Origin of the sequence: Paenibacillus sp. USDA918EY (genome assembly GCF_009870825.1) — a bacterium.
Lineage (GTDB): Bacteria > Bacillota > Bacilli > Paenibacillales > Paenibacillaceae > Paenibacillus_AQ > Paenibacillus_AQ albilobatus.
In genome coordinates this window covers 194,691-219,471 of record NZ_WTWY01000009.1, presented here as the reverse complement: position 1 = coordinate 219,471, position 24,781 = coordinate 194,691, and the positions used below count along the sequence as shown (strand labels likewise).

Sequence of the window (24,781 nt, the reverse complement as noted above, 5' to 3'; positions counted from 1 at the left end):
CTATTATAATCAGGCCATGGAACGATTCATATAGAGGAAAAGAAGGGGGTTACGATTATGCGCGTATTGATTGTGGAAGACGAGGTACATCTGGCGGAAGCGCTGACCCAAATTTTGAAAAAACAACATTATTCCGTCGATGCCGTTTATGACGGCTTGACGGGTCTCGATAACGCCCTTAGCGGCATTTACGATTTGCTGCTGCTCGATATCATGCTGCCGGAGATGGACGGCATCACGCTGCTGAAAACGATCCGCGCCGAGGGCATCGCCACGCCGGTCATCATGCTAACGGCCAAAGGGGAAATTTCCGACACGATTGCGGGACTGGACTGCGGAGCCGACGATTACGTCGCCAAGCCGTTTTCTACGGGCGAGCTGTTGGCGCGCATTCGGGCGGTTTTGCGGCGAAAAGGCGAGGTGGTCCCGGAGGACAGCCTGAAATTCGCGGACATCGAGCTGAATACGTCCATGCTGAAGCTGAGCTGCAAGGGCAAGGAGCTGAAGCTGATTTTGAAGGAATGCGAGCTGCTGGAGCTGCTGATGCTGCGCAAACAGGCGGTGATCTCCAAGGAGCAAATGATCGAGAAGTTATGGGGTTTCGACTCCGATGCCGAACATAACAACGTCGAAGTCTACATTTCGTTTCTGCGGAAAAAGCTGGCTTTTTTAGGCGCTTCGGCGCGGATCACCACGATCCGGGGCGTCGGTTACGTATTGGAGGCGACATCATAATGTTCAGGAAGCTGCGCAACCGGTTTTTGCTGATGAACATGGCCATTATCACGATTATCATGCTGGTCGCGTTTACGGCCATTTATACGATCACGTATCAAAACGTCCGCCGCGATATCGGCATGGAGCTTCAGCGCGTTTCGGAGTTTTACCATAAAGAGGGAGGGCCCGGCAAAAAAGATCCGGGGAAAACGCCGTCGTCGCCCGCGGCGCAGGAAGAGAGCGGCGCTGCCGCGAAGGCCGAAAACGGCCGGCAGCCTGCTTCGCCGCCGCCGGACTCCGGCACCGCCGGCCGGGAGCCGGATGCCGCCGATTCCGGTTCGGAGGAAGTCGTAGGTCCGTCATCGAACGGCGGCAACGGCGATTCCGTCCAAACCGGGGATTCCGGTTCTTCGCAGCCTCTACAGCGGGAAGTCGATATGCCCCGCCTCAAGGATGGAGGCCAAACTCCGCCTCCGGAGCTTTCCGTTGCGTTCGAGCTGAAGACGGACCGGGAATGGAATATGGTAAAAACCAATTCCCGTTTCGAAATGGATGCGGACTTCTACGAGGCGGCCAAAAAACATGCGGCGCAAAGCCCGGTACGAAACGGCCAGGTCATGCTGGACGGGACGCGCTGGGCGTACAGCGTGCTGCCCACGCCGAACGGATATTCCGTCGTGTATCTGGATGTGACCGCCCAGCTCAAAATCATTAAAAACCTGATTTACACCTTTTTGGCTGTAGCGCTGGTGATGCTGGCCGTCATTTACGCGTCAAGCCGTTATTTTGCCAACCGTTCGATTGAACCCGTGCGCAAAGCTTTCGACAAGCAAAAACAGTTCATCGCCGACGCTTCGCATGAATTGAAGACGCCGCTGGCGGTCATTAACACGAACGCCGACGTCCTTTTGGCTAACGGCGAAGAAACGATCCTGTCCCAGTCCAAATGGCTGCAGCATATCAAGTCGGAAACCGAGCGCATGAAAACCCTGACGAACGATCTGTTGTATCTTACCCAAATGGACGATGGGCGCGAGCATGTCATTTTCGTACCGTTCGATCTCAGCGAAGCCGTCGAAAGCGTCATGTTGACGATGGAAGCCGTCATTTTCGAAAAAGAGCTCGCCTTCACGTATGAAATCGAACCTCGATTGACCGTCACGGGAAGCAGCGAGCAGGTGAAGCAGGTGGTCATGATTTTGCTGGACAACGCCATCAAATACGCCAACCCGGGAGGGGCCATCCATCTTAAGCTGAAAAAACAGCATAACCGCCCGCTGCTGAAGGTGACAAACACGGGCGCGGGCATCGCACCGGAACATTTGAACCATATTTTCGACCGTTTTTACCGCGCCGATGCTTCCCGTTCGCGCAAGCACGGAGGATACGGCCTCGGCCTGGCAATCGCCAAATCGATCGTGGAAGGCCATAAAGGGAAAATTTTCGCTAAAAGCGTGCCAAACGGGAAGACGAGTTTTTACGTTCAGTTGGGGTGATTGGCGGCCGTGGTTCACTTCCCGTTTCCTTTTTCCGCCGCGGCCTTGGCCTCAACGACCATGCTGTCATAGAATTTTCCGTCCACATAGACGAGCAGCCGCCAAAGTCCGGCTTCGGGCAGCTGCATGGTGCTTGGCAGCGTTTGATGAAGCTTGCTCCCGCTGAGTTCGGTGTTCAGGATGGTGATGACGTCCGTCGTTCCTTTTTTGACCGCGTCCACGCGAAAGCTTCCCGACTTTTCCCCGCCGGCAAACAGATGCCATAAAAACTTGTTCGGCTGTCCTGCCGTAAAGCCGCTGGAAACGAAGCCCATTTCCATTTTGTTTCCGGTCAACACCGATTTGTTATATACGAAATTCGGACTGACATTCCAATCGGAATCGGGAACTTCAAACACGAGGTCCCCCTTTTTTTGCCCGTCGATGTACACGTCGAATTTCCAGGTGCCGGAAAGCGGCAGCGCAAAATCCGAAGGGACTCGGGTGAAGTTGTCGTAGCTCATGGAACGGATGATGGCCGTTGGGGGAAGCTCTGAAATTGTCCGTCCGCTTTGGCGATGGGTGGCGGTGATTTCAACGGTCGAATCCTTCAGCTGTTCGTAAGGGATGCTCAGGTTCCACCAGCATCCCGCCCGCCGGCCCGCCCGATAATCCCCTCCGGGGAAAGCTTCGATCAAGGGTTTTTCTCCCTCATAATAAACCGAATGCGGTCTCCATCCGCTGGCGGCTCCGTCATTCGTCCAAACATTCCCAAGACCGATGGCTTGGTTTATCCCCGGGACGTTTCCCGCTATGGTCAGGACGAGCGCGACACCCGCCGCAGCCGCAGCGCCGATCACGGAACAGCGTTTCATCCACGCAGGCAATTTATTTCCCGAGCTGGCCCGCTGCTGCCGGTCTAATACCGTCTGCTCCATTTCCGGCGTAAACATCGGTCGATCAAAAGGGGGAGTTTGTAGCTGCTTATACCATTGAGGTTTGTTGTCATGTTTCATTGCGGAATTCTCCTTCCATCGCTTTTTCCATCCGTTTGCGGGCCCTGTGAATCCGCGACTTGACCGTTCCTTCGGAAATGGCTAGAAGCTGCGCGATTTCCGCGTACCCAAGCCCATAATGGGCATCGAGCACAAGCACCTCCCGGTATTTGGCGGGCAATTGCAGCACGAGGCGCCAGATGGTTTGCAGCTGCAGCCGGTCCAAGTACTCGTTTTCGGCGGAGCTGGCCGTACTCTGAGCGAAAATGTTTTCCATAAGCACGACTTTGCGTACGCCGTGGGATTTCGACCAGTTCCGGCATAGGTTGCGTGTAATGGCGAGCAGCCATGTTTTGGGAGAACTCCGCCTCTCGAATTTTCCCCAGTGTTCATATGCTTTTATAAAAACTTCTTGCGATATATCGTCCGCAGCTTCTTTGTTTTTCGTCAGGAAAAAAGCGAAATTCCACACTTCCTGCGCATAACTGCCCATCAGGCCTTGCAGCGCGAGACGCGGGTCTTCGACGATCATCAGATCGGCCGGGCCGTTCATGTTCATCCCATTGTGATCCCTCCCGTTAATTAGACAATCGGAACGAAGGAAGGTTCCCGCTTGCAGCCGTTTCGCCAAGATTTTATCAGATAGGAAATATTTGAAACAAATCGAACCTTCTTACGTATATCCTTATATAGGCAGTTTGAACATATTTGGGGGATTTTGCAAAAATCCAATGAAAGCGGGTTTCCAAGCGGCAATAGGTGGATCGAAGGGGTATGTTTCCACGTATTGCGATCCGGAAGCGGACGGATTGACGAATTTTGCAAAATCCCGGCATGGGAGGATGCGACCATGGAAACGCTTTTCTGGAGCTGTCTTGCAGGCGGAATCCTGTTTGCGGTGGTCAGCGTCGTTTTGGGGGATCTGGTCAGCCATGCCCTTGACGGGCTGCTCGACTTTTTGTCGGTCGATTTCCTGAAGCCGATGGTCATCGCAAGCGCAGTGACGGTGTTTGGGGGTGCAGGCGTTTTATTGGAGCGCTATACGGGATGGGGTGGCCTGCCGGTGATTTTGCTGTCGGCGGCGGCAGCGGTGATCATTTCGGCGCTGGTCTATTGGTTTTACGTCAGGCCGATGGACAACAGCGAAAATTCCACCGCCTATTCCATCCGCGAGCTGTCCGGGCGCATCGGCGAAGTCACCATCCCGATTCCCGAAACGGGTTTCGGCGAGGTCATGATCAAGCTTGGCGCCGGGAACACGGTTCATATCGCCTCAAGCTTCGATCGCCATCTGCTGGCAGCCGGCACTAGGGTTGTCGTCGTTGACGTGCTTGACGGGGTACTGCGTGTCGCCAAATTAGACGAGAGAAGAGGAGATGTTGTTTGATGGATTTGCCGGATTACCTGATCATTCCAATCATTGTCGTCGGGGTTATTATTGTGCTGGGATTGGCTTTCTGGGCCCGCTACAAAACGGTTGGGCCGGACGAAGCCATGATCGTGACCGGTTCCTTTTTGGGTAACAAAAACATCGCGGAGGATGAATCGGGGCGGAAAATCAAAATCGTCCGCGGAGGCGGCGCGTTTATTTTGCCCGTATTCCAGCGGTCGGAATTTATTTCGCTGCTTTCCCACAAGCTGGACGTATCAACGCCCGAGGTTTACACCGAGCAAGGGGTGCCGGTCATTGCCGACGGCGTCGCGATCATCAAGGTAGGCAGCTCGATCGAAGACGTCGCAACCGCGGCGGAGCAATTTATCGGCAAGCCGATCGACGCGCTGAAGGGCGAAGCCCAAGAGGTGCTGGAAGGTCATCTGCGCGCGATTCTCGGCTCCATGACCGTGGAGGAAGTATACCGGAACCGCGATAAATTCGCGCAGGAGGTTCAAGGCGTAGCGGCTCGCGACTTGAAGAAAATGGGACTGCAGATCGTTTCTTTTACGATCAAGGACGTCCGCGATAAGCAGGGTTATCTCGATGCGCTGGGCAAACCGCGGATTGCGGCGGTGAAGCGGGATGCCGAAATCGCGGAAGCCGAAGCGATGCGGGATGCGCGGATTCAGAAGGCGAACGCGGAAGAACAGGGGCAAAAGGCCGAACTGCTGCGCGACACCAACATCGCCGAAGCGACCAAGGAAAAAGAGCTGAAGGTTGCCTCCTTTAAGAAGGAGCAGGACACCGCGAAGGCGGAAGCCGACCAGGCGTACCACATTCAGGAAGCCCGCGCCAAGCAGACGATGGTCGAAGAACAGATGAAGGTCGAACTGGTCCGCAAGGAACGCGAAATCGACCTGCAGGAAAAAGAAATCATGGTTCGCCAAAAGCAATACGACGCCGAAGTGAAGAAAAAGGCCGATGCCGACCGTTACGCCGTCGAGCAGGCGGCCGAGGCGGATAAAGCGCGCAAAATGCGCGAGGCCGACGCTTTGCAGTATTCGATCGAAACGCAGGCCAAAGCTTCCGCGGAGCAAAAACGGCTTGAAGGCCAGGCGATTGCCGATGCCGAGCGGGCCAAGGGTACCGCCGAAGCGGAAGTCATTCGCCTGCGCGGTTTGGCCGAAGCGGAAGCGAAGGAAAAGCTGGCGGAGGCATTCCAGAAGTTCGGCGAAGCGGCGGTACTGGACATCATCGTCAAAATGCTGCCTGAGCTGGCCGGCAAAATCGCGCAGCCGATCTCCTCGATCGACAAGCTTACCGTGGTGGATACGGGCAAAGGCGAAGGCGCGGCCCGCGTAAGCAATTATGTGACGGAGCTGATGTCCACCGCGCCGGAAATGCTGAAAAACGTGTCCGGCATCGACGTGGAAGGGCTGATCAAAAACTTGACGAGCAAATCCAAGCCCGCTCCGGTCGTGGCCCAGCATGCGCAGAAGGATCGCGAGCTGGTGAATCTGGAGGCGGGGGCGGCGAAAGAGGAATAGTTTCGGCCGCTGCATACATTGCGAAGGACTCGCAAAAAAGAGAAGGCATGGGACAGGAAGAGAGGCTCCGTCCCATGCCTTTTTCGTAGTGTTTTTCATGACGGAATAGCCTTCGGACATGCCGAAGGCTGCATTTCTCATTTCGTATTGCACGAAATGCTTAATTAAAAAAGGCGGCCCAAAGCAACAACAGGCTTGGGCCGCCTTCTTTATGTTGTATCTCATTTCAGGACGCTGCTGCTTAGCAGGTCTTAGCTGCAGGCGCAGTTCAGCACCGGCTTGCGCGCGGCGGCCGTTTCGTCCAAACGGGTGACCGGCGTGCCGTATGGGGCGTTTAGCAGCAGTTCCGGCTGTTCCTCGGCTTCCTTGGCGATTCGGATCATCGTGTCGATGAAAGCGTCGAGCGTGTCCTTGCTCTCCGTTTCGGTCGGTTCGATCATCATGCATTCATCGACGTTCAGCGGGAAGTAGATGGTCGGCGGATGATACCCGAAGTCGAGCAGCCGTTTCGCCACGTCCAGCGTGCGGACGCCGTATTGTTTGAGCGGCGTGCCGGACATGACGAATTCATGCTTGCAGATGCCCGGATACGGAATGTCGTAATAAGGCTCGAGGCGTTTCATCATGTAATTGGCGTTCAGCACGGCGCATTCGGACACGCGGCGCAGTCCTTCGGGGCCGTAGCTCCGCATGTAGGTATAGGCGCGGACGAGAATGCCGAAGTTGCCGTAATAAGCTTTTACGCGGCCGATCGACGATTCGTTGGCGCCGTCCAGCGTATACGTGCCGTCTTTCTTTTTGGAGACGACCGGTCCCGGCAGGAACGGCACGAGCAGGCTTTTGACGCCGACCGGACCGGCGCCCGGACCGCCGCCGCCATGGGGCGTGCTCATCGTTTTGTGCAAATTCAGGTGCACGACGTCGAAGCCCATGTCGCCGGGGCGGGTAATGCCCATAATCGCGTTGGAATTGGCGCCGTCGTAATACAGAAGCCCGCCGGCCTCGTGAACGATTGCCGCGATCTCCTGGATCTGTTCCTCGAACAAGCCGAGCGTATTCGGGTTGGTGAGCATCAGGGCGGCCGTATCGCCGCCCACCGCCGCGCGCAGCGCATCAAGGTCGACGAGCCCTTTGGCCGTGGACGGGATCGTGATCGTCTTGAGCCCGGCGACCGAAGCGCTGGCCGGGTTGGTGCCATGCGACGAGTCCGGCACGATGACCTTGTCGCGACGTTCCCCGCGGCTTTCGTGATATGCGCGGATCATCATCAAGCCGGTCCATTCGCCGTGGGCGCCGGCAGCAGGCTGCAGCGTGACCGCATCCATGCCGGTGAGCCCTGCCAAGTCCTGCTGCAGCTGATACATTAGCTCAAGCGCGCCTTGGATGCTTTCTTCGGGCTGGTAAGGATGGATTTTGGCAAAACCCGGGTAACGGGCCACGTCTTCATTGACTTTCGGATTGTATTTCATCGTGCACGACCCGAGCGGGTAAAACCCGTTGTCCACGCCGAAATTGCGGCGCGACAGCTCGGTATAGTGCCGGATGACGTCCACCTCGTACACCTCCGGCAGCGCCGCGGGCTCGCTGCGCAGCATGGAGGCCGGAATCACGGTTTCCGCTTCCAGCTCCGGCACGTCGAGTTCCGGCAGGGAATAGGCGATGCGGCCCGGATGGCTCAACTCGAATATCAACGCTTTTTCCTGGTTCATAAACAGCCCTCCAGCAGTGATGCGAATTGGTCGATCTGTTCTTTCGTTCTGCGTTCCGTTACGGCGACCAGCATTTGGCCTGCAAGCTCCGGGTAAGAGCGGCCAAGGTCGTAACCGCCCAGGAAACCTTCCTTAAGCAGTTTGGCATTGACCCCCGCGACGGACGTGCCCTCGGGAAGCCGGATCACGAATTCGTTGAAATAAGGGGAGGTATGCGGCAGCGTCACGCCAGGCACCTTTGCGAGCCGTTCCGCGGCGTAATGGCTTTTTTGCAGGTTCAGCTTGCCGACCTCGATCAATCCCTGCTTGCCCATCACCGACAGATAGACGGAAGCGCAAAGCGCAAGCAACGCCTGGTTCGAGCAGATGTTGGAGGTGGCTTTTTCCCGGCGGATATGCTGCTCGCGCGCCTGAAGCGTCAGAACGAAGCCGCGTTTGCCGTTCCGGTCGACCGTCTGGCCGACGATGCGGCCGGGCATTCTGCGCATATGGTCCTTGGACACCGCAAAAAATCCGCAGGTCGGTCCGCCGAACGACGACGCAATGCCAAGCGGCTGAGCGTCCCCGACCACGATGTCGGCGCCAAGCTTGCCCGGAGCTTCCAGCAGCCCGAGCGCGAGCGGGTTGGAGCTTACGACCATCAGGCCTTTGACGCCGTGCACCAGCTCTCCGATGGCGGCGAGGTCTTCGACCGAGCCGAAAAAGTTCGGGTTCTGCACGAGTACGGCGGCCGTATCGTCCGAAACGGCTTGGGCCAGCTCGTTCATGTCCGTTACCCCGTTGCTCGTACCGACCTCGACGATGTCCAGGCCTAAGCCCCGCGCATACGTATGAAGCACTTGCCTTGATTCCGGATGAACCGCCGCGGAGACGACAAGCTTGGTCCGTCTGGTGGCGGCGCTCGCCAGGGAACCGGCCTCCGCAAGGGCCGTCGCGCCGTCATACATGCTTGCATTGGCCACGGCCATGCCCGTCAGCTCGCAAATATAAGATTGGAATTCGAATATCGCCTGCAGCTCGCCTTGGCTGATTTCAGGCTGGTACGGCGTGTAGGCGGTATAAAATTCCGATCGGGAGACGACATGGTTGATGACGGAAGGAATATGATGATCATAAAGTCCAGCCCCCAGGAAGCTGGCGTATTGGTCGGTGTTGGCGTTTTTGGCGGCCAGCGCGGACAGGTGGGTCGTGAGGGCGTACTCGTCCAGCCGCTTGGAGACCGGAAGCTCCCCCTTGAAACGGATTTCTTCGGGAATATCCTTAAAAAGATCTTCGATCGAATTCACTCCGACGGTTTTCAGCATTTCCTGCTGATCCTGCTCGGTCATCGGCAAATAACGGTGCTTCACTTGGAGTCAGCTCCTTTTCGGGCTCGTTTGTAGAATGGGACGTTGACAACTTCGGCTTTCAAGCGTTTGCCCCGCACGTCGACCTCAACCTGCGTTCCGACGGCGGCGTAACGGCTGTCGATGAGCGCCAGCCCCAAATTCCGCTTCAGCGTAGGGGATTGGGTACCCGTCGTAATTTCGCCGATCGGTTCGCCTCCGGAATATACCGCGTAATGCGAGCGGGGAATCCCCCGGTCGATCATTTCCACGCCGACCAGTTTGCGCGGCACGCCGGCCTCCTTCTGGCGCTGCAGCGCTTCTTTGCCGATAAAATCATCCTTGCCCAGCTTGACGAAAAAGCCGATCCCGCCTTCCAGCGGGGAGATATCCCGGGACAGCTCTTGCCCGTAAAGCGGCAGCTTGGCTTCGAACCGGAGCGTGTCGCGCGCTCCGAGACCTGCGGGAAGCAGGCCGAAGGTTTCGCCGCGCTCAAGCAATCCGCTCCATACGGCCGCGGCATCTTGGGCAGGCAGGTAGATTTCGAAGCCGTCCTCGCCGGTGTAGCCGGTGCGCGAGATGAGGACGGACGCGCCGAACAGCGATACGTTTTGCAGGAAATGAAACGCGCCGAGCTTCGTCAAATCGCAATCGACAAGGGGGGCGAGAATCTCTTCCGCTTTGGGTCCCTGGAGCGCGAGAAGAGCCGTTTCATCGGATCGGTCCGTCATCCGCACCCCGTCCGTGAGATGCTCTTGGAGCCACTGCCAGTCTTTGCCGATGTTTGACGCATTGACGACAAGCATGTAGGACGCCTCCGCGAGCTTATATACCAGCAGATCGTCAACGACGCCGCCGTCCGGGTAACACATCGCGCTGTATTGCGCTTGCCCCGGGGCGAGAACGGTTACATCATTGACGGTCATATGCTGAAGGAAGCTTTCCGCCTGCGGGCCGTCAACCCAAAATTCGCCCATGTGGGACACGTCGAATAAACCCGCGGCTTCGCGGACCGCCTCATGTTCTTTGTGGATGCCGCTGAACTGGACCGGAAGCTCCCAGCCTCCGAAATCGATGCAGCGCACGCCCGGAATTTCGGCATACAGCGGGTAAAGCGGGGTTCGTTTAAGCTCGGACACGTTTCCATCACCTTCTCTTTACATTTTTTAAGCACAAAAAGGACAGGCAAAAGAACAAGCATGCCGATGCACGGCATACCGCTTCTTCCGCTCTGTCCTTGGTACCTGAGAGTTACTTTGCTTAACGGCCAAAAAGGGTTTACAAGACTTCACACCACTTCAAGTGCCGGTCAACAAATTTCCCCTTGGGTGATTCTTTCGCTTAAGAATTCTCTCCAGAGATGCGTCCGGTAATGGTCCTTTTGCCTGAGAGATTCCCCCGCCTCCCGCGGGCTTACTCCTTCGGCGTCACCAGTGAACAGTAATCTCTCCCATTACTTTCATCCGCTATGGTATTGTCTAATACCATTAATACTCAAAGCTTATAGGAATGTCAACAACAATATCGGTTATGAAGACGGACCCTGAGAAGGGGGATGCAACCGGCAAAAACATATGAAAACATTGGATTTTGCCATACTGTTTCCACGCCCGAATTGATACAATAATATCGGCATGGCCCAAAACGGTCTTCAATCTGGGGAGGATGAAAGCGTGGAAAAAATCGTAGGCGTGGATATCGGCTGCACGAAAATGTACATGTTTGCGCAGATTGGCGGGGAAACGTTCGAACAAAAAGCGCCGACCGGGCTGGATTGCCCGTGGGAGAATCTGAAGCGGGAAATCGACGGGTTTATCGGCCGGCTGCCGTTTGAGCCGGAAGGGGTCGGGATCGCGGTGCCCGGCCTTGTGGAAGGAGACCATCGCGTGCAGCTGTCGGACGTACGTTCTTTGACCGGGATGACCGCCGATGATTTCGGGCAGGGAAGGTTTCCCGTCCGGCTTATTAATGACGTCAAATCCGCTACGGTTGCGGAAACGGTCCATTATAAGGACAAAGACACACTCGCGGTGATTATGGCCGGTTCCGGCACTGCGCTCGGCGTCTATTCGAAGGGGCGGATGTTTACGGGGGCGCACGGTTTTGCCGGGGAGCTGGGCTACTGCATCATCCAAACCGAAGAAGGTCCCCAAAGGCTGGACAGCATCGCGGGGGGCATCGGCATTTTGCAGCAGGCGGGCTGCGGCATTGATGAATTCCTTGAGCGAATCGACCGGAACGAACCGGCGGCCGTGCAGCTGATTGCCCGGGCGGGCGAATATTTCGGAATGGCGTTGACGAACGTGATCCACCTGTTTAATCCGGATGTGATCGTGATCGGGGGCAGCACCGCCACCTATCCCGGATATATGGAGCATGCGCTCGAAACCGCGCAAAAACATACCATTCCGGACATGTTCGACGCTTGCCGGATCGTCCCGGCCAAAGACAATAAACGTATCGTCGCTCTCGGCGCCATGGAATACATGCGCAGCGGCATGCGGATTTAGGCGGCCGAAAGGCGGAGGAACAACGGGGAAAACCGCGGGAAACAAGATGGTTTTCGCTGTTCCGGGAATTCAGATTCCTGTTATATTGACAGCGCCGTTTGCTCTGCTTTATTCTTAAGGTGATTAGGAATGTAAATGGTTTCGTAAGAGGCGATCAAATATAAGGCGGATGATGGCGAACGGGAGAGACCGACCCGGCATGGGGGCGGCACCGAAGGAGCAAGCTGCGGGAGGGCACAAACCGGCGGCTAATCTCTCAGGTACAAGGAACCGTCGCCGGACGCGGCTCTGGAGAGAGCGTCAGCCACCCAAGGGGAACGCGGGAACGAAGTTTCCGTTTAAACTCTCAGGTACAAGGGACAGAGAAAAGGTGCTGCATACCTTTTTTTGCTGTCCCTTTTTTTGCGTTTGCGGACAGCGCCCGGCCGCGTTTTTTCTGCCGTTTGGATAAATGACAAATTCCTGATGTGAATTACCTAAAACAGGAGCGTGGAGTTTTTGAGATTCAAAAACGTATTTTCCATCATCGGTCCGTCCATGGTGGGCCCTTCCAGTTCCCACACCGCCGGCGCCGTGCGCATCGGCAGGGTGGCGCGCCAGCTGCTCGGCCGCCAGCCGGAGAAGGTCGAGGTCACTTTGTTCGGATCTTTCGCGGAGACGTATTGGGGACACGGTACGGACCTTGCGTTAACGGCGGGGCTGCTGAATTTCGACACGGATGACGAACGGATTCCGGAAGCGGACATCGAAGCCGAAAAAGCCGGAATGGACATCGAGTGGATTCAGGGAAAAGGCAACGGGCCCCATCCGAATTCCGTCAAGCTCAAGCTTTGGGCCGGGGACCGCAAAGCAGACGTCATCGCGGCCTCCATCGGCGGAGGAACGATCGCGGTTTATGCCTTGAACGGCTTCGACGTGCAAATTACCGGCGAATACCCTACGATCGCGGTCACGCATTCCGACAGCCGGGGCGTGATCGCCGGCTTGACGGGCCTGCTCAGCCGGGAGGGCCTCAACATCGGCTACATGGACGTGGACCGCAAAGGGCGGAGCGAAGCGGCCATGACGGTGTTCGAGCTGGATACGCCGCCTTCCGCCTCCGTTCTGGAGGAGATGGCCCGCCTTCCGCATATTTTGGAAGTGACGATGATCGATTTGACCCAAAGGAGTTAAAGGTGACTATGAGATTCGAGACGCTGGAACAGCTGGCAGACATTTGCCTGAAAGAAAACAAAACGATCGCCGACGTGATGGTGGAGGATCAGGCCAAGGAAACGGGCGTCCCTGCGGACGACGTATTCCGCCAGATGGCCGAATACTACCAGGTCATGAAGGAAGCCGTTCGCAAGGGGCTGACCGGCAACACGAAATCGCGAAGCGGCTTGACGGGGGGCGACGCCAAAAAGGTGGCGGATTACATGCGGCAAGGCGACACGTCGCTCGGCGAGCCTTCCGCCATGGCGATGGCTTACGCGCTCGCCGTTTCCGAAGTGAATGCCTCCATGGGCAGAATCATCGCCACGCCGACGGCAGGTTCGTGCGGCATCATTCCCGGCGTATTCGTCAGCTCGCAGGAACGATTCGGCTGGGATGACGACAAGCTGGTGCGCGGCCTGTTCACGGCCGGGGCCATCGGGTACGTCATAGCCAACAACGCGTCGATTTCCGGCGCCGAAGGCGGGTGCCAGGCCGAGGTCGGCTCGGCGATCGGCATGGCGGCGGGGGCCATGGTAGAGCTGAGAGGCGGCTCGCCTCGGCAGGCCGTCCATGCGGTCGGCTTGGCCTTGAAAAACTGCCTCGGCCTCATTTGCGATCCCGTTGCGGGACTCGTGGAAATTCCGTGCATCGTCCGCAACGGCCTTGGCGCCGTCACCGCGCTGGCAGCCGCCGATATGGCCCTTGCCGGCGTAGGCAGCGTCATCCCCGCCGATGAAGTGATCGGCGTCATGCTGGAGGTGGGCAGCGCCATGCCGAGCAAACACCGCGAGACCGGCAAAGGCGGCTTGGCCGCCACGCCGACCGGGCGCAAGCTGACCCGGGAGCTGGTGGAACAGCGCCGCCGCAAAGCAAAAGAAGCCAAAGATGCGATACAACCGCCGTCAGACACTCCGTAATGGCTCATCTGCACGCATTTTTCCAAGGATTATGACATGATTCGAAGGAGAGTTGAAAACCATGAGCAATGTGAAAGAGAATCGTTGGTACAGCAAGGATCACGAATGGGTGGAAAAGGTAAGCGGAAACGTCGTGCGCATCGGCATCAGCGATTTCGCGCAGCATCAGCTTGGCGACATCGTGTTCGTCGAGCTGCCTGAAGAAGGCGCAAGCGTGCAGGCCGAGGAAAGCATCGGCACGATCGAATCGGTTAAAACGGTGTCGGACCTGTTCTGTCCCGTCAGCGGTCAAGTGACGAAAATCAACCCGCGGCTCGGCGATGAGCCGGAGCTTGTCAACGACGAACCGTACGATGCCGGATGGATGGCGGAAATCGAAGTGGAGGGCGACCTGGAGGAGCAGCTGTCGGCATTGCTTAGCGCGGAGCAGTATGCGGAGTTTCTCGAAGAGTAGCGCCCGCGAAATATGCAAGGGACAGGCGTACGGATGACGATGTCATCCGCACGCCTTTTTTGCGTTGGCCTGAGAATGCCTGCCGATTGACGCAACCTCCATTTTTCCCTTCTGGGCCATCACGTCCGCAAATTGGGCTCCCGCACATGCATACATTCTTTTGCAATTGGCAACAAAGGCACATAGGATGTGTTGAGGCGTTTTTTTCGAACATCAAATGTCGTGTTGTGGTGGTGTAATGATGAGGGAAATTACGGAATATTACGGCGGACGGGATTTGGGCTGCACGTATGCCAAAACGGAGAGCATTTTTAAGGTGTGGGCTCCCGAGGCGGTGAAAGTCACTTTGGCGCTTTATGAAAATGCGGGCCGCTACGAAGCAAACGGAGAGGTGACGGATCATGCGGGCGGCCTGGAGATCGGCATGAAAAAATGGAGGGACGGCGTATGGTTTTTGCGTTTTTACGGCGATCTCGCGGGCCGGTACTATATGTACAAGGTCGAGCATCCGGATGGAACCGTCCGTTACGCGGCGGACCCGTATGCCAAGGCCGTCAGCGCCAACGGTGCCAGATCGGCGATCGTCGATATGGAGGCTTGGAACCCGGAAGGCTGGGAAGCGGACCGGCGGCCGCCTATCGGAGGGCTTGAGGATGCGGTTTTGTATGAGCTGCACGTGCGCGATTTTTCGGCAGACCCTAACGCTGCTTTTAAATACAAGGGGAAATTTAAAGCGTTTACGGAAACGGGGCTTCGCGACGAAGAAGGAAACGCTATCGGCATCGACCATCTGGAGGAGCTTGGGGTGACGCATGTCCACCTGCTGCCGGTATTCGATTTCAAAACGGTAAACGAACTGAAGGTCGACGATCCTGACGCTCCCGAGCCGAAATACAACTGGGGGTACGATCCGCAGCATTTTAACGTGCCCGAAGGCTCCTACGCGACCGACCCGAACGTTCCCGGGCTTCGGATCCGCGAATTCAAGGAAATGGTCATGGCGCTGCATGGCAAAGGAATCCGCGTCGTGATGGACGTCGTGTACAACCATACGTACAGCGTCGAGGACGGACCGTTCGAGGCAGTCGTGCCCGGGTATTTTTACCGGAGGGATGCCCGGGGAAGGCTGGCAAACGGTTCCGGCGTCGGCAATGAGCTGGCGACGGAACGCCCGATGGTCCGGAAATTCATCCTCGATTCGGTTCGATATTGGGCGGAAGAATATCACATCGACGGGTTCCGGTTGGATCTGATGGGATTGATCGATACGGATACCGTCAAGCGGATGGCCGAAGAGCTGCGCCGCGAGGTGGACCCGGCCATCGTCGTCTACGGGGAGCCTTGGACGGGCGGGGAGACGCCGCTCGCGCGGCAAACGCTGAAAGGCAGCCAAAGGAATCTCGGTTTTGCCGTATTCAACGACCATTTCCGCGGCGCGATCAAAGGGGACAGCGATGGCGGAGGGAAAGGGTTTGCCACGGGCGGAACGGGGACGGAAGCGGCGATCCTTGAAGGCGTCAAGGGATCGATTCACGATTTTGCGGAATCTCCGCTCGAATCGATCAATTATGTGACCGTTCACGACAATTTGAATTTATGGGATAAAGTGTTGACGACGCAGGGGCTTCGGGACGAGGCCGGGTTTCGGGAGATTCGAAACGGGGAGCTGGTTCACGGAGGGAGCCTGAGGGAGGCCGTGGAAAAGTCCGAGCCGTACCGGAGCGTCGACAGTGAACGCATCATGAAAAGCGAAACGGTAAAACGCGCCCTCCTGGCCAACGGCATCGTGCTTACCTCCCAAGGGATTCCGCTCATTCAAGCCGGCGACGAGCTGCTCCGTACCAAATACGGCGACCATAACAGCTACCGCAGCGGCGATGCCGTCAATGCCATACGGTGGGCAAACAAGCGGAGGTTTAAGCCCGTTTTTGACTATTACCGCGGTTTGATCGAGCTTCGGAGAAGCCACCCCGCTTTTTGTTTAACCTCCCGGGAGGAGATCGACAATCATTTGGCGACGCTTCGCTGCGGGGACAACATCGTCGCTTTTATGCTGAAGGACTTTGCGGGCGGCGACGCTTGGAAAAACATCATCGTCGTCTATAACGCGAACGGACATGAGATCAAGCTGGACATTCCTTTTTCCAATACCGGCTGGAAGGTTGCGGTGAACGAGGAGCGTGCGGGAAATAAGGCGCTTGATTGGATCGCGGATGAACAGGTGACCGTTCCGGCCCTGTCCATGATGGTGTTGTTCGAGGATGTGGGCGGCATCAGCAGAGCCAATCGATTTTTGCTTACGCGCTGACCTCCTTGCGGCGTATTTGGTTCGATCTTCGCTGGCTGGGGCGGCTTCAGGCTGACTGCTCTTGGATGCATGCGGGGACGTGTCCGGATGAAAAAATTGCTGCATGCCGAATGGAAGGGATTGCCACATGTTGGATTTCATGTTATAGTCAATTTCAATTTCATAGCAAATCACTAGGGGTGCCTGTACGGCTGAGACGGAAGCGCGAATTCCGGACCCTTTGAACCTGATCTGGAGCGATGCCAGCGGAGGGAAGTGGTAAAATCGACGTTTCATGCTTGCGCTTGTGCTTTTTTTGGCGCGCAAGGTTGTCAACGTGCAGACAAAGGCCGCTTTCTTTCGGGAAAGCGGCCTTCATTTTTTTAACGGGAGTGGGGCCATTGGCGGGAAGGGAACTGCATGTCGTTTCGACGGGAAGGCAGCCGCTTGATGAGCTGGCGAGGATTGCCGGCCTCATCCATCCTTACGTGGATGCAATTCATTTAAGGGAACATGCGAAAACGGCGCGCGAGCTGCTTAACGGAATCGGAATGCTGCTGGCCGCAGGCGTTCCTGCGGACCGGATCGTGGTGAACGACCGGGCCGACGTCGCTGCGGCTGCCGGCGTTCAGGGCGTGCAGCTCGCTTATCACAGCTTGGATGTCACCGATGTGAAGGAGTGGTTTCCGCAGCTGCGGATCGGCCGATCGGTTCACTCGCTGAAAGAAGCGGTGGAGGCCGAGAAGAAAGGGGCCGATTACGTGTTTTTCGGGCATGTCTACCCGACGGCTTCGAAACCCGATTCCCCGGCCCGCGGGCTTAGGGAACTGAAACTGCTCGCAAGCCGCACCCGCATTCCCGTCATCGCCATCGGCGGGGTGAAGCCGGCGAACGTGGCCGAGACGCTGAAAGCCGGCGCGTCGGGTGTCGCCGTCATGAGCGGGATTTTGGAAGCGGCGGACCCGATCAGGGAGGCGGCTGCTTATCATCAATGCTTACATAGAGGGAGGGAAAACAACCATGGTCCATCAAGCTGAAGTGGTCGTAATCGGCGGCGGCGTGATCGGCGGTTCGATCGCGTACCACCTGGCAAAGCAGGGCAGGCGCGTCCTCATGCTGGAGCGGGGGAAGATCGGCTCCGGCGCGTCGAGCGCCGCGGCCGGCATGCTCGGCGCCCAGTCGGAGATGCACCGGTCAGGCGCGCTGTTCGACCTCGCACGGCAGAGCCGGGCGATGTTTCCCAAGCTGGCGGAGGAACTGAGGGAGCTGACCGGCATCGACATCGGACTGGTGCAGCAAGGACTTTTGAAGGTGGCGTTGACCCCTGAACAGGCGATGGAATGCCAGCGGACGATCGCCTTTCAGCGCAAAGCCGGGGAAACGGCCGCCTGGCTTACGCCTTCCGAGGCCAGGGAGCTGGAACCTAATCTGACGGGGCGCATCGAGGGCGTGATGCGGATTCCCGGGGACGGACAAGTGTCGGCGCCCGAATTGACGGCCGCTTATGTCCGGGCAGCCGTTATGCTTGGAGCCGAAGTAAAGGAACATTGCACCGTTCATTCGCTGCGGCTGGAACGGAGCCGGGTGACCGGCGTGGTCACGGATGAAGGGACGATCGGCTGCGGGCAGGCGGTCATCGCGGCGGGCGTTCATGGCAGCAGGCTGCTGGCGCAAGCGGGGATCAACGCCGACGTGTACCCGGTTAAGGGCGAGTGCTTCTCGGTCGTTACGCCGGCCCCATTGATAAGCAGCACGGTGTTTACCGAAGGCTGTTACCTGGTGCCGAAGCGCGGAGGCAGACTCATCGTCGGGGCTTCCATGATCGAGCGCAACGAGGAACTTACGGTATCCGTCGAAGGTTTGATGGGGCTGATGGCCAAAGCGGCCGCTCTTGTGCCGCGGATTACGGCTGCCCAATGGGAGAAGGCATGGGCGGGGCTGCGGCCGCAAACCCGCGACGGCCTTCCTTATCTGGGTGCCGCTGCGGGCTGCGAAGGTTTGTTTGTCGCCGCGGGGCATTATCGCAACGGCGTGCTGCTGAGCCCCGTTACCGGGGCGCTGATCGTGGAGCAGATGAGCGGAAAGCGGCCTTCATTCACAGGCTGGGAATCTTTTGCGCCGGACCGGCATCACGCCGTCAGGCCATCGGAGGGGAGGATCGTCCATGTTGGATTTGATCATTAACGGGAACAACGTACAGGTGCCGGAGTCGGTAACGACGGTGGCGCGGCTGCTGACGCATTTTGACCTGGACCGGCAGGTCGTCGTCGTGGAAATCAACGGGAACATACTCGAGAAAAACGAGCATAAGGACACGGATGTCCGAAACGGGGACCGGGTCGAACTAGTGCATTTTGTGGGAGGAGGATAAGGCGATGTTACACATCGGACCGTATGAATTTCAATCAAGAATGCTGCTTGGGACAGGGAAATTCCCGAATTTTGACGTGCAGAGGGAAGCGGTAAACGTGTCCGGCGCGCAAATATTGACGTTTGCCGTTCGGCGGATGAACATTTACGAGCCAAGCCAGCCGAATTTTCTGGAGATGATCGACGTCGGGCGGTTTACGCTGCTGCCCAATACGGCAGGCGCGCGGACGGCGGAGGAAGCGGTGCGCATCGCCAAGCTCGCCAAAGCGTCCGGATTATGCGACATGATCAAGGTCGAGGTGATCGGCGACATGAAGACGCTGCTACCCGATCCGGTCGAAACGCTGCGAGCTTCAGAAATGCTGCTGGAGGAAGGGTTCATCGTATTGCCGTACACGTCGGACGACGTTCTGCTGGCGAAGCGGCTGCAGGAGCTCGGCGTGCACGCGGTGATGCCCGGCGCCTCGCCGATCGGCTCCGGCCAAGGGATCGTGAATCCCTTGAATTTGAGCCTCATCATCGAGCAATCGACGGTGCCCGTCATCGTCGACGCCGGCATCGGCACGCCGTCGGATGCGGCCATCGCGATGGAGCTGGGCGCCGACGGCGTGCTGCTCAATTCGGCCGTTTCGGGAGCCAAAGACCCGGTAAAGATGGCCCTTGCCATGAAGCTCGCCATCGAAGCGGGGCGCCTCGGCTACGAAGCCGGCCGCATTCCGAAAAGGCGCTGCGGGGCCGCCAGCAGCCCGCTCGAAGGAATGAGCCTGACATGAGCGGGAACGGGACCCAGAACGGGCGGTATTCGCGGCAAGAATTGTTTCCCAAAATCGGCCCGGACGGACAGCGGAAGCTGGGGGAGAGGCATGTCCTGATCGTCGGCGCGGGAGCGCTGGGGTCGGGAAGCGCCGAAACGCTCGTGCGCGCAGGCGTAGGCACCGTCACCATCGTGGATCGCGACTACGTGGAACCGAGCAATCTGCAGCGGCAGCAGCTGTACAGCGAGGAGGACGCCCTGCTGCGCCTGCCGAAAGCGGCGGCTGCCAAAGCCCGCCTGGAACGCATCAACCCGGACATCGACATCCGGACCGTCGTAGCCGACGCCGCCATTCCGGAAATCGAAGAGCTGGCGCAGGGCGTGAACGTGATCCTTGACGGGACGGACAATTTCGAGACGCGCCTGCTGATTAACGACGTGTCGCAAAAGCGGAGCATTCCATGGATTTACGGGGCTTGCGTCGGCAGCTACGGCTTGACCTTCACGGTCGTGCCCGGCCGCACGCCATGCCTGCATTGTTTGCTTGAAACGATGCCGCCCGGCGGCGCAACTTGCGACACGGCCGGCGTCATCGGCCCGGCGGCGCAGATGGTCGCGGCCTACCAAACCTCCGAGGCGCTGAAGCTGCTGGTGGACGATGGGGAGGCTTTGCACGGCAAACTCATTTCGTTCGATCTATGGACGGGGGCCTATGCCGCAATCCGGGTCGAGCGCATGAAGAAGCCGAACTGCCCGTCGTGCGGACTACACCGCACCTATCCGTTTCTGCAGCCGGCCAATCAGTCCCGGGCAGCCGTGCTGTGCGGCCGGGATACGGTGCAAATTCGTCCGCCCGCACCGGTTCGGCGCGATTTAAAGGAGCTGGCGCGCAGATTGTCCCGGCAGGGCGGAGAGGTAAAGGAGAACCCGTATCTCGTGTCTTTTGCGGCCGAAGGGTGCCGGTTGACGGTTTTTCAGGACGGGAGGGTGCTCGTGCACGGGACAAAAGACATCACGGAAGCAAAAAGCTTGTATCACCGCTATTTAGGGTAAGCCCGAAAAGGCGGTGGGGAACTTCCGCGGCGATGATTTTCGGTTTGACAAGCCGCAAAATGGAAGATAAAGTATAGGGTGAAAACGAACTTCATACGAAATCCACTGGGGGAGCCGCAAGCGAGCGGCTGAGACAAGGATGCTTGGACCCTTTGAACCTGATCCGGATCATACCGGCGTAGGGAAGTGGAGACGGACTTCGCATGTTTTACGCCGACCTTCCTTTAGGTCAGCGTTCGAAAGCGTTGGAAGCCGCTCCATTTCGGGGCGGCTTTTTTAAGTTTTATCGGCCGCTTCCGGCTTCTCCCTGTTTGGATTTCATCCAAATCGATGCGGAGGTGCTGGCATGACCCGTTTTAGCGAAGAGCTCAGAAGAGAAGCAGACCCGATTTACCGGGCGATTTTTGATCATCCGTTCGTACGCGGCATTGCGGACGGAACTTTGCGGAAGGAACAGCTGATTCATTACGTGAAGCAGGATTTCGAATATTTGAACGCTTATATCCGGTTATACGGCATTGCGATTTCGAAGTGCGACAGCCGTGACGCGATGGCCCTATTTAACGAACAAATTTCGTTCATTCTGCACAGCGAAACGCATCCGCACAACAATTTTTGCAGCGTAGCCGGCGTTTCGTACGAGCAGCTGCAGGGTTATCCGCTAGCCCCGTCGGCGAACCACTACGTCCGCCACATGCTGAGCGTGGCCCACGCGGGAACGCTTGAGGACATTTTGGCGGCGATGCTGCCTTGCCCGTGGACGTATACGGAGATCGGCGCCAAATTGCTGGCGGAGGTGAAACCGGACCGCTCCCATCCGTTTTATGACTGGATGCATTTTTACGGCAGCTTCGAAGGCGGCATTACGGAAAAAATGCGATTGCTGCTCGATGAGCGGGCTGAACGTTTGTCTCCGGACCGGAAAAAGCGGCTGACGGAACATTTTGTGGCCAGCTGCCGTCTGGAGTACATGTTTTGGGATATGGCGTACACGCTAGAAGAGTGGCCGGTGTCGGCGGCTCAAACGGAAGGGGCGGGACGATGATCGAGGATCTGCAGCATCTGCCCCGGCTGGTTAAGCGGCGCAGGCCGCTGGTGCACAATATAACCAACGTGGTAGTCACGAATTTTACGGCCAACGGTTTGCTGGCCATCGGCGCTTCCCCCGTCATGGCCTATGCCCGTGAGGAGGTCGCGGATATGGCGAAAATAGCGGACGCGCTGGTGCTGAATTTGGGCACGCTCAGCGCGGAGCTCGTCGAAGCGGCGATCCTGGCAGGCAAATCGGCGAATTTGCACGGCGTGCCGGTGATCCTCGATCCCGTCGGCGCAGGCGCCACGCCGTTTCGGACGACCGCGGCCCTGAATATTTTGCGGGAAGTCCGGGTCGCCTTGGTCCGCGGCAATGCGGCGGAAGTGGCGAACCTGATCGGCGAAACGGCCGTCATCAAAGGCGTGGATGCGGGAGAGGCCGAAGCCGAACCTCCGGTCGACCTGGCCGTCCGGGCCGCTTGCCGGACCGGAAGCGTCGTTGCGATCACAGGCCGTGAGGACGTTATTACGGACGGCCTGAAAGGATACGTGGTCCGAGGAGGACATCCCATGCTGACCCGGGTGACGGGAACGGGCTGCCTGCTGACGTCGGTCATCGGGGCTTTCGCCGCCGTGGAGCCGGATTTGCTGACGGCGGGCGCGGCCGCGCTTGCTTTTTACGGGGAGGCGGCTACGAGGGCATACGTGGCCGCCGGAAACCGAGGTCCGGGGAGCTTTCAAGCCGCCTTTCTCGACGCCTTGTCCGAGATGGACCAATATCCGCTTCCGGAAGAGGTGCTCAGCGGGCACCGGGTTTCGGCCGGAAGGGGGTTCGTGCAGTGAGCGTCCCCAAAGCATTGACGATTGCCGGCTCCGACAGCGGCGGCGGGGCGGGAATACAAGCGGACATCAAAACGTTTCAGGAGCTGGGCGCCTTCGGGATGTCGGCCATCACGGCGGTGACGGTGCAAAACACGTTTGGCGTTTCGGGCGTCTACCCGCTGCCGGCCGCGGCCGTCGCCGAGCAAATCGAAGCGGTCGGGTCGGATCTGGGCGCGGATGCGGTCAAGACGGGCATGTTGTTTAGCGCCGACATCATCGAGGCCGTTGCAGACAAAATCGAAGCCTTCGGTTGGCGGCGGGTGGTCGTCGATCCGGTTATGATCGCGAAAGGCGGGGCGGAGCTGCTGCAGGGCGACGCCGTCGACGCCCTGATGCGCAGGCTGCTTCCGCTGGCGCTGGTTGTCACGCCGAACATCCCGGAAGCGGAGGCGATGGCCGGCATGCGGATCGACTCGATGGAAAAACGCCGCCGGGCGGCGCTGAAAATCGCCGGGTTCGGCCCCCGGATGGTCGTCATTAAGGGTGGACACGATCCGGTTTCAAACGAAGCGGTCGATCTGCTGTATGACGGGGAGTCGTTTACGGAAATCGCCAAGCCCAGAATTACGACAAACCATACGCACGGAACGGGCTGCACGTTTTCCGCCGCCATCGCGGCCGGGTTGGCGAAAGGGGCGTCTCCGCACGCGGCTGTTTTGACCGCCCGCGAATATATCCAGGCGGCGATCGAGGATGCGCCCGGCATCGGCGGAGGCCACGGCCCGACCAATCATTGGGCGTACGGCCGCAGAAAGGAGCGTGTCCGTTGAAACCGGTCGAAGCCGCCGATTTGAAAGCATGGCTGAAGCTTTATCTCGTGATCGGCAGCGCCAACTGCAGGAAAGACGCGGCGGAGGTCGTGGAGGAAGCGATCCGCGGGGGCGTCACGATGGTGCAATTTCGCGAAAAAGGCCGGAATGCGCTTGAAGGAGCCGCCAAGCGGGAGCTGGCCGGGCGCATTCTGGCCGTCTGCCGGAAGCACGGCGTTCCGCTGATCGTCAATGACGACGTCGACCTGGCGCTCGCTTTGGATGCGGACGGCGTGCATATCGGACAAGAGGACGAGCCGGCGGAGCAGGTCAGGAAGCGAATCGGGAACCGGATTTTGGGCTTGTCCGTCCATTCTCCCGAGGAAGCGAGGCTAGGAGCGGAACGGCATGCCGATTATTTCGGGGTCGGCCCGGTTTTTCCGACGGTTTCCAAGGAGGATGCCCGCCCGGTTCAAGGCACGGCAGCGCTGCGGAATATCCGGGGGATGCATGCGGCTATGCCGATCGTGGGCATCGGCGGCATTACCGCCGATCGCGTACACGAGGTAATCCAGGCCGGAGCGGACGGCGTTGCGGTCATCTCGGCGATCACCCACACCCCCGATGCCTGTCATGCCGCCATGGAGCTGTCCCGCGCGTTGACCGGCGTTTTAAGCAAACGAAATCCGCTTGTTTACAATCCGCCGCCCCATTTGTTAAAGTAAAGGGCGGATTCCCTCACAGACGGGGTTCATTATTTGCCCCATGATGTGCAATTCTGACACGGAAAGAAGGCAGAACATGACTGAAGCAATGTTGTCCCCTTTGGTAAAAACCTTGGACCTGCAGCCCCATCCCGAGGGCGGTTGGTATAAGGAGCTTTGGAAGTCCTCATTCGAAATTCCGAAAGACGTGCTTGACGCCAAATATTCGGGTTCGCGCCCAGCGGCGACATCCATCTATTTCCTTCTGCACCCGAACGAATTTTCGAAATGGCATCGCGTATACTCGGATGAATTGTGGCTGTGGCATGCCGGCAGCCCCCTGCAGCTCGTCCTCGGCGGCGACGGGGAAAATCCCGGAGAGCGGAAGGAAATCGTGCTTGGCATGGACATGGAAAAGGGACAAGTTCCCCAAGCTTTGGTACCGGCGAACGTATGGCAGGAAGCGCGTCCGCTGGGCAACGAACCGGTCCTCGTTTCCTGTGTCGTATCTCCCGGCTTTCATTTCGACGATTTTACGATGATTGATTAAAATTAACCAACCTCTGTTTAACGAAACCCTGCCTGCGCATGTTGCGGCAGGGTTTTTGCGCGTTAAGCCAAACATGGTTTTTCCGCCCTGAATGCCGCTTTAAAGCGAACGTTTTTCCAACCATTGTTGAACATCCCTGCGCCTTGCAGTATAGTACACTTGTTATAATGTAACCGATT

Annotated in this window: 24 protein-coding genes and 5 riboswitches; of the genes, 19 read left to right on the top strand and 5 right to left on the bottom strand. The window is 58.1% G+C overall.

Annotated elements, in window-relative coordinates:
* Positions 1-57 precede the first annotated feature (57 nt).
* Both GQY55_RS19220 and GQY55_RS19215 read left to right on the top strand, forming a co-directional pair.
* Positions 58-735: a response regulator transcription factor gene (locus tag GQY55_RS19220; RefSeq protein ID WP_160043492.1), complete on the top strand. Its 678-nt coding sequence runs from the start codon at positions 58-60 to the stop codon at positions 733-735.
* On the top strand, positions 735-2,213 hold the full coding sequence (locus tag GQY55_RS19215; protein WP_160043491.1) for a sensor histidine kinase: 1,479 nt from the start codon (positions 735-737) through the stop codon (positions 2,211-2,213). Before GQY55_RS19220 ends, GQY55_RS19215 begins: the two co-directional genes overlap by 1 nt.
* 14 nt (positions 2,214-2,227) lie before the next feature.
* Here the strand turns inward: GQY55_RS19215 and GQY55_RS19210 are convergent, their stop codons facing one another.
* Together GQY55_RS19210 and GQY55_RS19205 are read right to left on the bottom strand one after the other, a co-directional pair.
* Positions 2,228-3,208 (bottom strand): DUF4871 domain-containing protein, encoded by a 981-nt coding sequence (locus GQY55_RS19210; protein ID WP_160043490.1) that lies wholly within the window; start codon positions 3,206-3,208, stop codon positions 2,228-2,230.
* On the bottom strand, positions 3,198-3,746 hold the full coding sequence (locus tag GQY55_RS19205; RefSeq protein ID WP_236575710.1) for an RNA polymerase sigma factor: 549 nt from the start codon (positions 3,744-3,746) through the stop codon (positions 3,198-3,200). Before GQY55_RS19205 ends, GQY55_RS19210 begins: the two co-directional genes overlap by 11 nt.
* A gap of 291 nt (positions 3,747-4,037) precedes the next feature.
* On the opposite strand from GQY55_RS19205, the gene GQY55_RS19200 reads away from it, so the two are divergent.
* Together GQY55_RS19200 and GQY55_RS19195 are read left to right on the top strand one after the other, a co-directional pair.
* The gene (locus GQY55_RS19200; protein ID WP_160043489.1) at positions 4,038-4,574 is read left to right on the top strand and encodes an NfeD family protein; all 537 of its coding nucleotides are present in this window, start codon (positions 4,038-4,040) and stop codon (positions 4,572-4,574) included.
* Positions 4,574-6,109 carry a flotillin family protein gene (locus tag GQY55_RS19195; RefSeq protein ID WP_236575709.1) on the top strand — a complete coding sequence of 512 codons (1,536 nt, stop codon included), beginning with the start codon at positions 4,574-4,576 and terminating at the stop codon, positions 6,107-6,109. Before GQY55_RS19200 ends, GQY55_RS19195 begins: the two co-directional genes overlap by 1 nt.
* A gap of 251 nt (positions 6,110-6,360) precedes the next feature.
* Here GQY55_RS19195 and gcvPB read toward each other — a convergent pair whose 3' ends face one another.
* Genes gcvPB through gcvT form a run of 3 tightly spaced genes read right to left on the bottom strand, consistent with a single transcriptional unit; the run spans position 6,361 to position 10,282 of the window.
* Positions 6,361-7,818, bottom strand: coding sequence for an aminomethyl-transferring glycine dehydrogenase subunit GcvPB (gcvPB, locus tag GQY55_RS19190; protein ID WP_160043488.1), 1,458 nt, complete (start codon positions 7,816-7,818; stop codon positions 6,361-6,363).
* Positions 7,815-9,146 carry an aminomethyl-transferring glycine dehydrogenase subunit GcvPA gene (gene gcvPA, locus GQY55_RS19185; RefSeq protein ID WP_160043520.1) on the bottom strand — a complete coding sequence of 444 codons (1,332 nt, stop codon included), beginning with the start codon at positions 9,144-9,146 and terminating at the stop codon, positions 7,815-7,817. The genes gcvPB and gcvPA overlap by 4 nt, the downstream gene beginning before the upstream one ends.
* A gap of 17 nt (positions 9,147-9,163) precedes the next feature.
* Entirely contained in the window at positions 9,164-10,282 is a 1,119-nt protein-coding gene (gcvT, locus tag GQY55_RS19180; RefSeq protein ID WP_160043487.1) for a glycine cleavage system aminomethyltransferase GcvT, read from the bottom strand.
* An 82-nt stretch (positions 10,283-10,364) separates the two neighbouring features.
* A riboswitch (glycine riboswitch) is annotated at positions 10,365-10,506 on the bottom strand.
* Positions 10,507-10,606, bottom strand: a riboswitch (glycine riboswitch).
* Positions 10,607-10,816: 210 nt separating this feature from the next.
* Here gcvT and GQY55_RS19175 point away from each other — a divergent pair.
* The 15 genes from GQY55_RS19175 (at position 10,817) to GQY55_RS19105 (ending at position 24,602) form a co-directional block, all read left to right on the top strand.
* Positions 10,817-11,653 (top strand): ROK family protein, encoded by an 837-nt coding sequence (locus GQY55_RS19175; protein WP_160043486.1) that lies wholly within the window; start codon positions 10,817-10,819, stop codon positions 11,651-11,653.
* Between the two features lie 170 nt (positions 11,654-11,823).
* Positions 11,824-11,935: riboswitch (glycine riboswitch) on the top strand.
* 216 nt (positions 11,936-12,151) lie between these two features.
* Positions 12,152-12,826, top strand: coding sequence for an L-serine ammonia-lyase, iron-sulfur-dependent subunit beta (gene sdaAB, locus GQY55_RS19170; RefSeq protein ID WP_160043485.1), 675 nt, complete (start codon positions 12,152-12,154; stop codon positions 12,824-12,826).
* A gap of 8 nt (positions 12,827-12,834) precedes the next feature.
* The gene (sdaAA, locus tag GQY55_RS19165) at positions 12,835-13,767 is read left to right on the top strand and encodes an L-serine ammonia-lyase, iron-sulfur-dependent, subunit alpha (RefSeq protein ID WP_160043519.1); all 933 of its coding nucleotides are present in this window, start codon (positions 12,835-12,837) and stop codon (positions 13,765-13,767) included.
* Between the two features lie 61 nt (positions 13,768-13,828).
* Positions 13,829-14,221, top strand: a complete 393-nt coding sequence (gene gcvH / locus GQY55_RS19160; RefSeq protein ID WP_160043484.1) for a glycine cleavage system protein GcvH — start codon at positions 13,829-13,831, stop codon at positions 14,219-14,221.
* 241 nt (positions 14,222-14,462) lie between these two features.
* Positions 14,463-16,529: a type I pullulanase gene (gene pulA / locus GQY55_RS19155; protein ID WP_160043483.1), complete on the top strand. Its 2,067-nt coding sequence runs from the start codon at positions 14,463-14,465 to the stop codon at positions 16,527-16,529.
* Positions 16,530-16,694: 165 nt separating this feature from the next.
* A riboswitch (TPP riboswitch) is annotated at positions 16,695-16,800 on the top strand.
* A 109-nt stretch (positions 16,801-16,909) separates the two neighbouring features.
* Positions 16,910-17,545, top strand: a complete 636-nt coding sequence (gene tenI, locus GQY55_RS19150; RefSeq protein ID WP_236575708.1) for a thiazole tautomerase TenI — start codon at positions 16,910-16,912, stop codon at positions 17,543-17,545.
* A complete protein-coding gene (gene thiO / locus GQY55_RS19145) occupies positions 17,529-18,692 on the top strand; it encodes a glycine oxidase ThiO (RefSeq protein ID WP_160043481.1) in 1,164 nt (387 codons plus the stop codon). Before tenI ends, thiO begins: the two co-directional genes overlap by 17 nt.
* The gene (thiS, locus tag GQY55_RS19140) at positions 18,673-18,879 is read left to right on the top strand and encodes a sulfur carrier protein ThiS (protein ID WP_373309275.1); all 207 of its coding nucleotides are present in this window, start codon (positions 18,673-18,675) and stop codon (positions 18,877-18,879) included. The genes thiO and thiS overlap by 20 nt, the downstream gene beginning before the upstream one ends.
* A 4-nt stretch (positions 18,880-18,883) precedes the next feature.
* Entirely contained in the window at positions 18,884-19,651 is a 768-nt protein-coding gene (locus tag GQY55_RS19135; protein ID WP_160043480.1) for a thiazole synthase, read from the top strand.
* A complete protein-coding gene (locus GQY55_RS19130; RefSeq protein WP_160043479.1) occupies positions 19,648-20,685 on the top strand; it encodes a thiazole biosynthesis adenylyltransferase ThiF in 1,038 nt (345 codons plus the stop codon). Before GQY55_RS19135 ends, GQY55_RS19130 begins: the two co-directional genes overlap by 4 nt.
* A gap of 97 nt (positions 20,686-20,782) precedes the next feature.
* Positions 20,783-20,887: riboswitch (TPP riboswitch) on the top strand.
* Between the two features lie 144 nt (positions 20,888-21,031).
* Positions 21,032-21,730 carry a thiaminase II gene (gene tenA, locus GQY55_RS19125; protein WP_160043478.1) on the top strand — a complete coding sequence of 233 codons (699 nt, stop codon included), beginning with the start codon at positions 21,032-21,034 and terminating at the stop codon, positions 21,728-21,730.
* Entirely contained in the window at positions 21,727-22,560 is an 834-nt protein-coding gene (gene thiM, locus GQY55_RS19120) for a hydroxyethylthiazole kinase (protein WP_160043477.1), read from the top strand. The genes tenA and thiM overlap by 4 nt, the downstream gene beginning before the upstream one ends.
* The gene (gene thiD, locus GQY55_RS19115; protein ID WP_160043476.1) at positions 22,557-23,369 is read left to right on the top strand and encodes a bifunctional hydroxymethylpyrimidine kinase/phosphomethylpyrimidine kinase; all 813 of its coding nucleotides are present in this window, start codon (positions 22,557-22,559) and stop codon (positions 23,367-23,369) included. Before thiM ends, thiD begins: the two co-directional genes overlap by 4 nt.
* Positions 23,366-24,073 (top strand): thiamine phosphate synthase, encoded by a 708-nt coding sequence (thiE, locus tag GQY55_RS19110; protein ID WP_160043475.1) that lies wholly within the window; start codon positions 23,366-23,368, stop codon positions 24,071-24,073. The genes thiD and thiE overlap by 4 nt, the downstream gene beginning before the upstream one ends.
* A gap of 76 nt (positions 24,074-24,149) precedes the next feature.
* Positions 24,150-24,602: a cupin domain-containing protein gene (locus tag GQY55_RS19105; RefSeq protein ID WP_160043474.1), complete on the top strand. Its 453-nt coding sequence runs from the start codon at positions 24,150-24,152 to the stop codon at positions 24,600-24,602.
* The last annotated feature ends 179 nt before the right edge of the window (positions 24,603-24,781 follow it).

Bases quoted from the DNA above. Each gene is read 5' to 3' on its own strand.
- pulA (WP_160043483.1), top strand. From the start codon at position 14,463: ATGAGGGAAATTACGGAATATTACGGCGGACGGGATTTGGGCTGCACG.
- thiO (WP_160043481.1), top strand. From the start codon at position 17,529: ATGGTCCATCAAGCTGAAGTGGTCGTAATCGGCGGCGGCGTGATCGGC.
- thiM (WP_160043477.1), top strand. From the start codon at position 21,727: ATGATCGAGGATCTGCAGCATCTGCCCCGGCTGGTTAAGCGGCGCAGG.
- GQY55_RS19130 (WP_160043479.1), top strand. From the start codon at position 19,648: ATGAGCGGGAACGGGACCCAGAACGGGCGGTATTCGCGGCAAGAATTG.
- GQY55_RS19220 (WP_160043492.1), top strand. From the start codon at position 58: ATGCGCGTATTGATTGTGGAAGACGAGGTACATCTGGCGGAAGCGCTG.
- sdaAA (WP_160043519.1), top strand. From the start codon at position 12,835: ATGAGATTCGAGACGCTGGAACAGCTGGCAGACATTTGCCTGAAAGAA.
- GQY55_RS19205 (WP_236575710.1), bottom strand. From the start codon at position 3,746: ATGAACATGAACGGCCCGGCCGATCTGATGATCGTCGAAGACCCGCGT.
- thiS (WP_373309275.1), top strand. From the start codon at position 18,673: ATGTTGGATTTGATCATTAACGGGAACAACGTACAGGTGCCGGAGTCG.
- GQY55_RS19200 (WP_160043489.1), top strand. From the start codon at position 4,038: ATGGAAACGCTTTTCTGGAGCTGTCTTGCAGGCGGAATCCTGTTTGCG.
- GQY55_RS19215 (WP_160043491.1), top strand. From the start codon at position 735: ATGTTCAGGAAGCTGCGCAACCGGTTTTTGCTGATGAACATGGCCATT.
- GQY55_RS19135 (WP_160043480.1), top strand. From the start codon at position 18,884: ATGTTACACATCGGACCGTATGAATTTCAATCAAGAATGCTGCTTGGG.
- GQY55_RS19210 (WP_160043490.1), bottom strand. From the start codon at position 3,208: ATGAAACATGACAACAAACCTCAATGGTATAAGCAGCTACAAACTCCC.
- gcvPA (WP_160043520.1), bottom strand. From the start codon at position 9,146: ATGACCGAGCAGGATCAGCAGGAAATGCTGAAAACCGTCGGAGTGAAT.
- gcvPB (WP_160043488.1), bottom strand. From the start codon at position 7,818: ATGAACCAGGAAAAAGCGTTGATATTCGAGTTGAGCCATCCGGGCCGC.
- GQY55_RS19105 (WP_160043474.1), top strand. From the start codon at position 24,150: ATGACTGAAGCAATGTTGTCCCCTTTGGTAAAAACCTTGGACCTGCAG.
- tenA (WP_160043478.1), top strand. From the start codon at position 21,032: ATGACCCGTTTTAGCGAAGAGCTCAGAAGAGAAGCAGACCCGATTTAC.
- gcvH (WP_160043484.1), top strand. From the start codon at position 13,829: ATGAGCAATGTGAAAGAGAATCGTTGGTACAGCAAGGATCACGAATGG.
- GQY55_RS19195 (WP_236575709.1), top strand. From the start codon at position 4,574: ATGGATTTGCCGGATTACCTGATCATTCCAATCATTGTCGTCGGGGTT.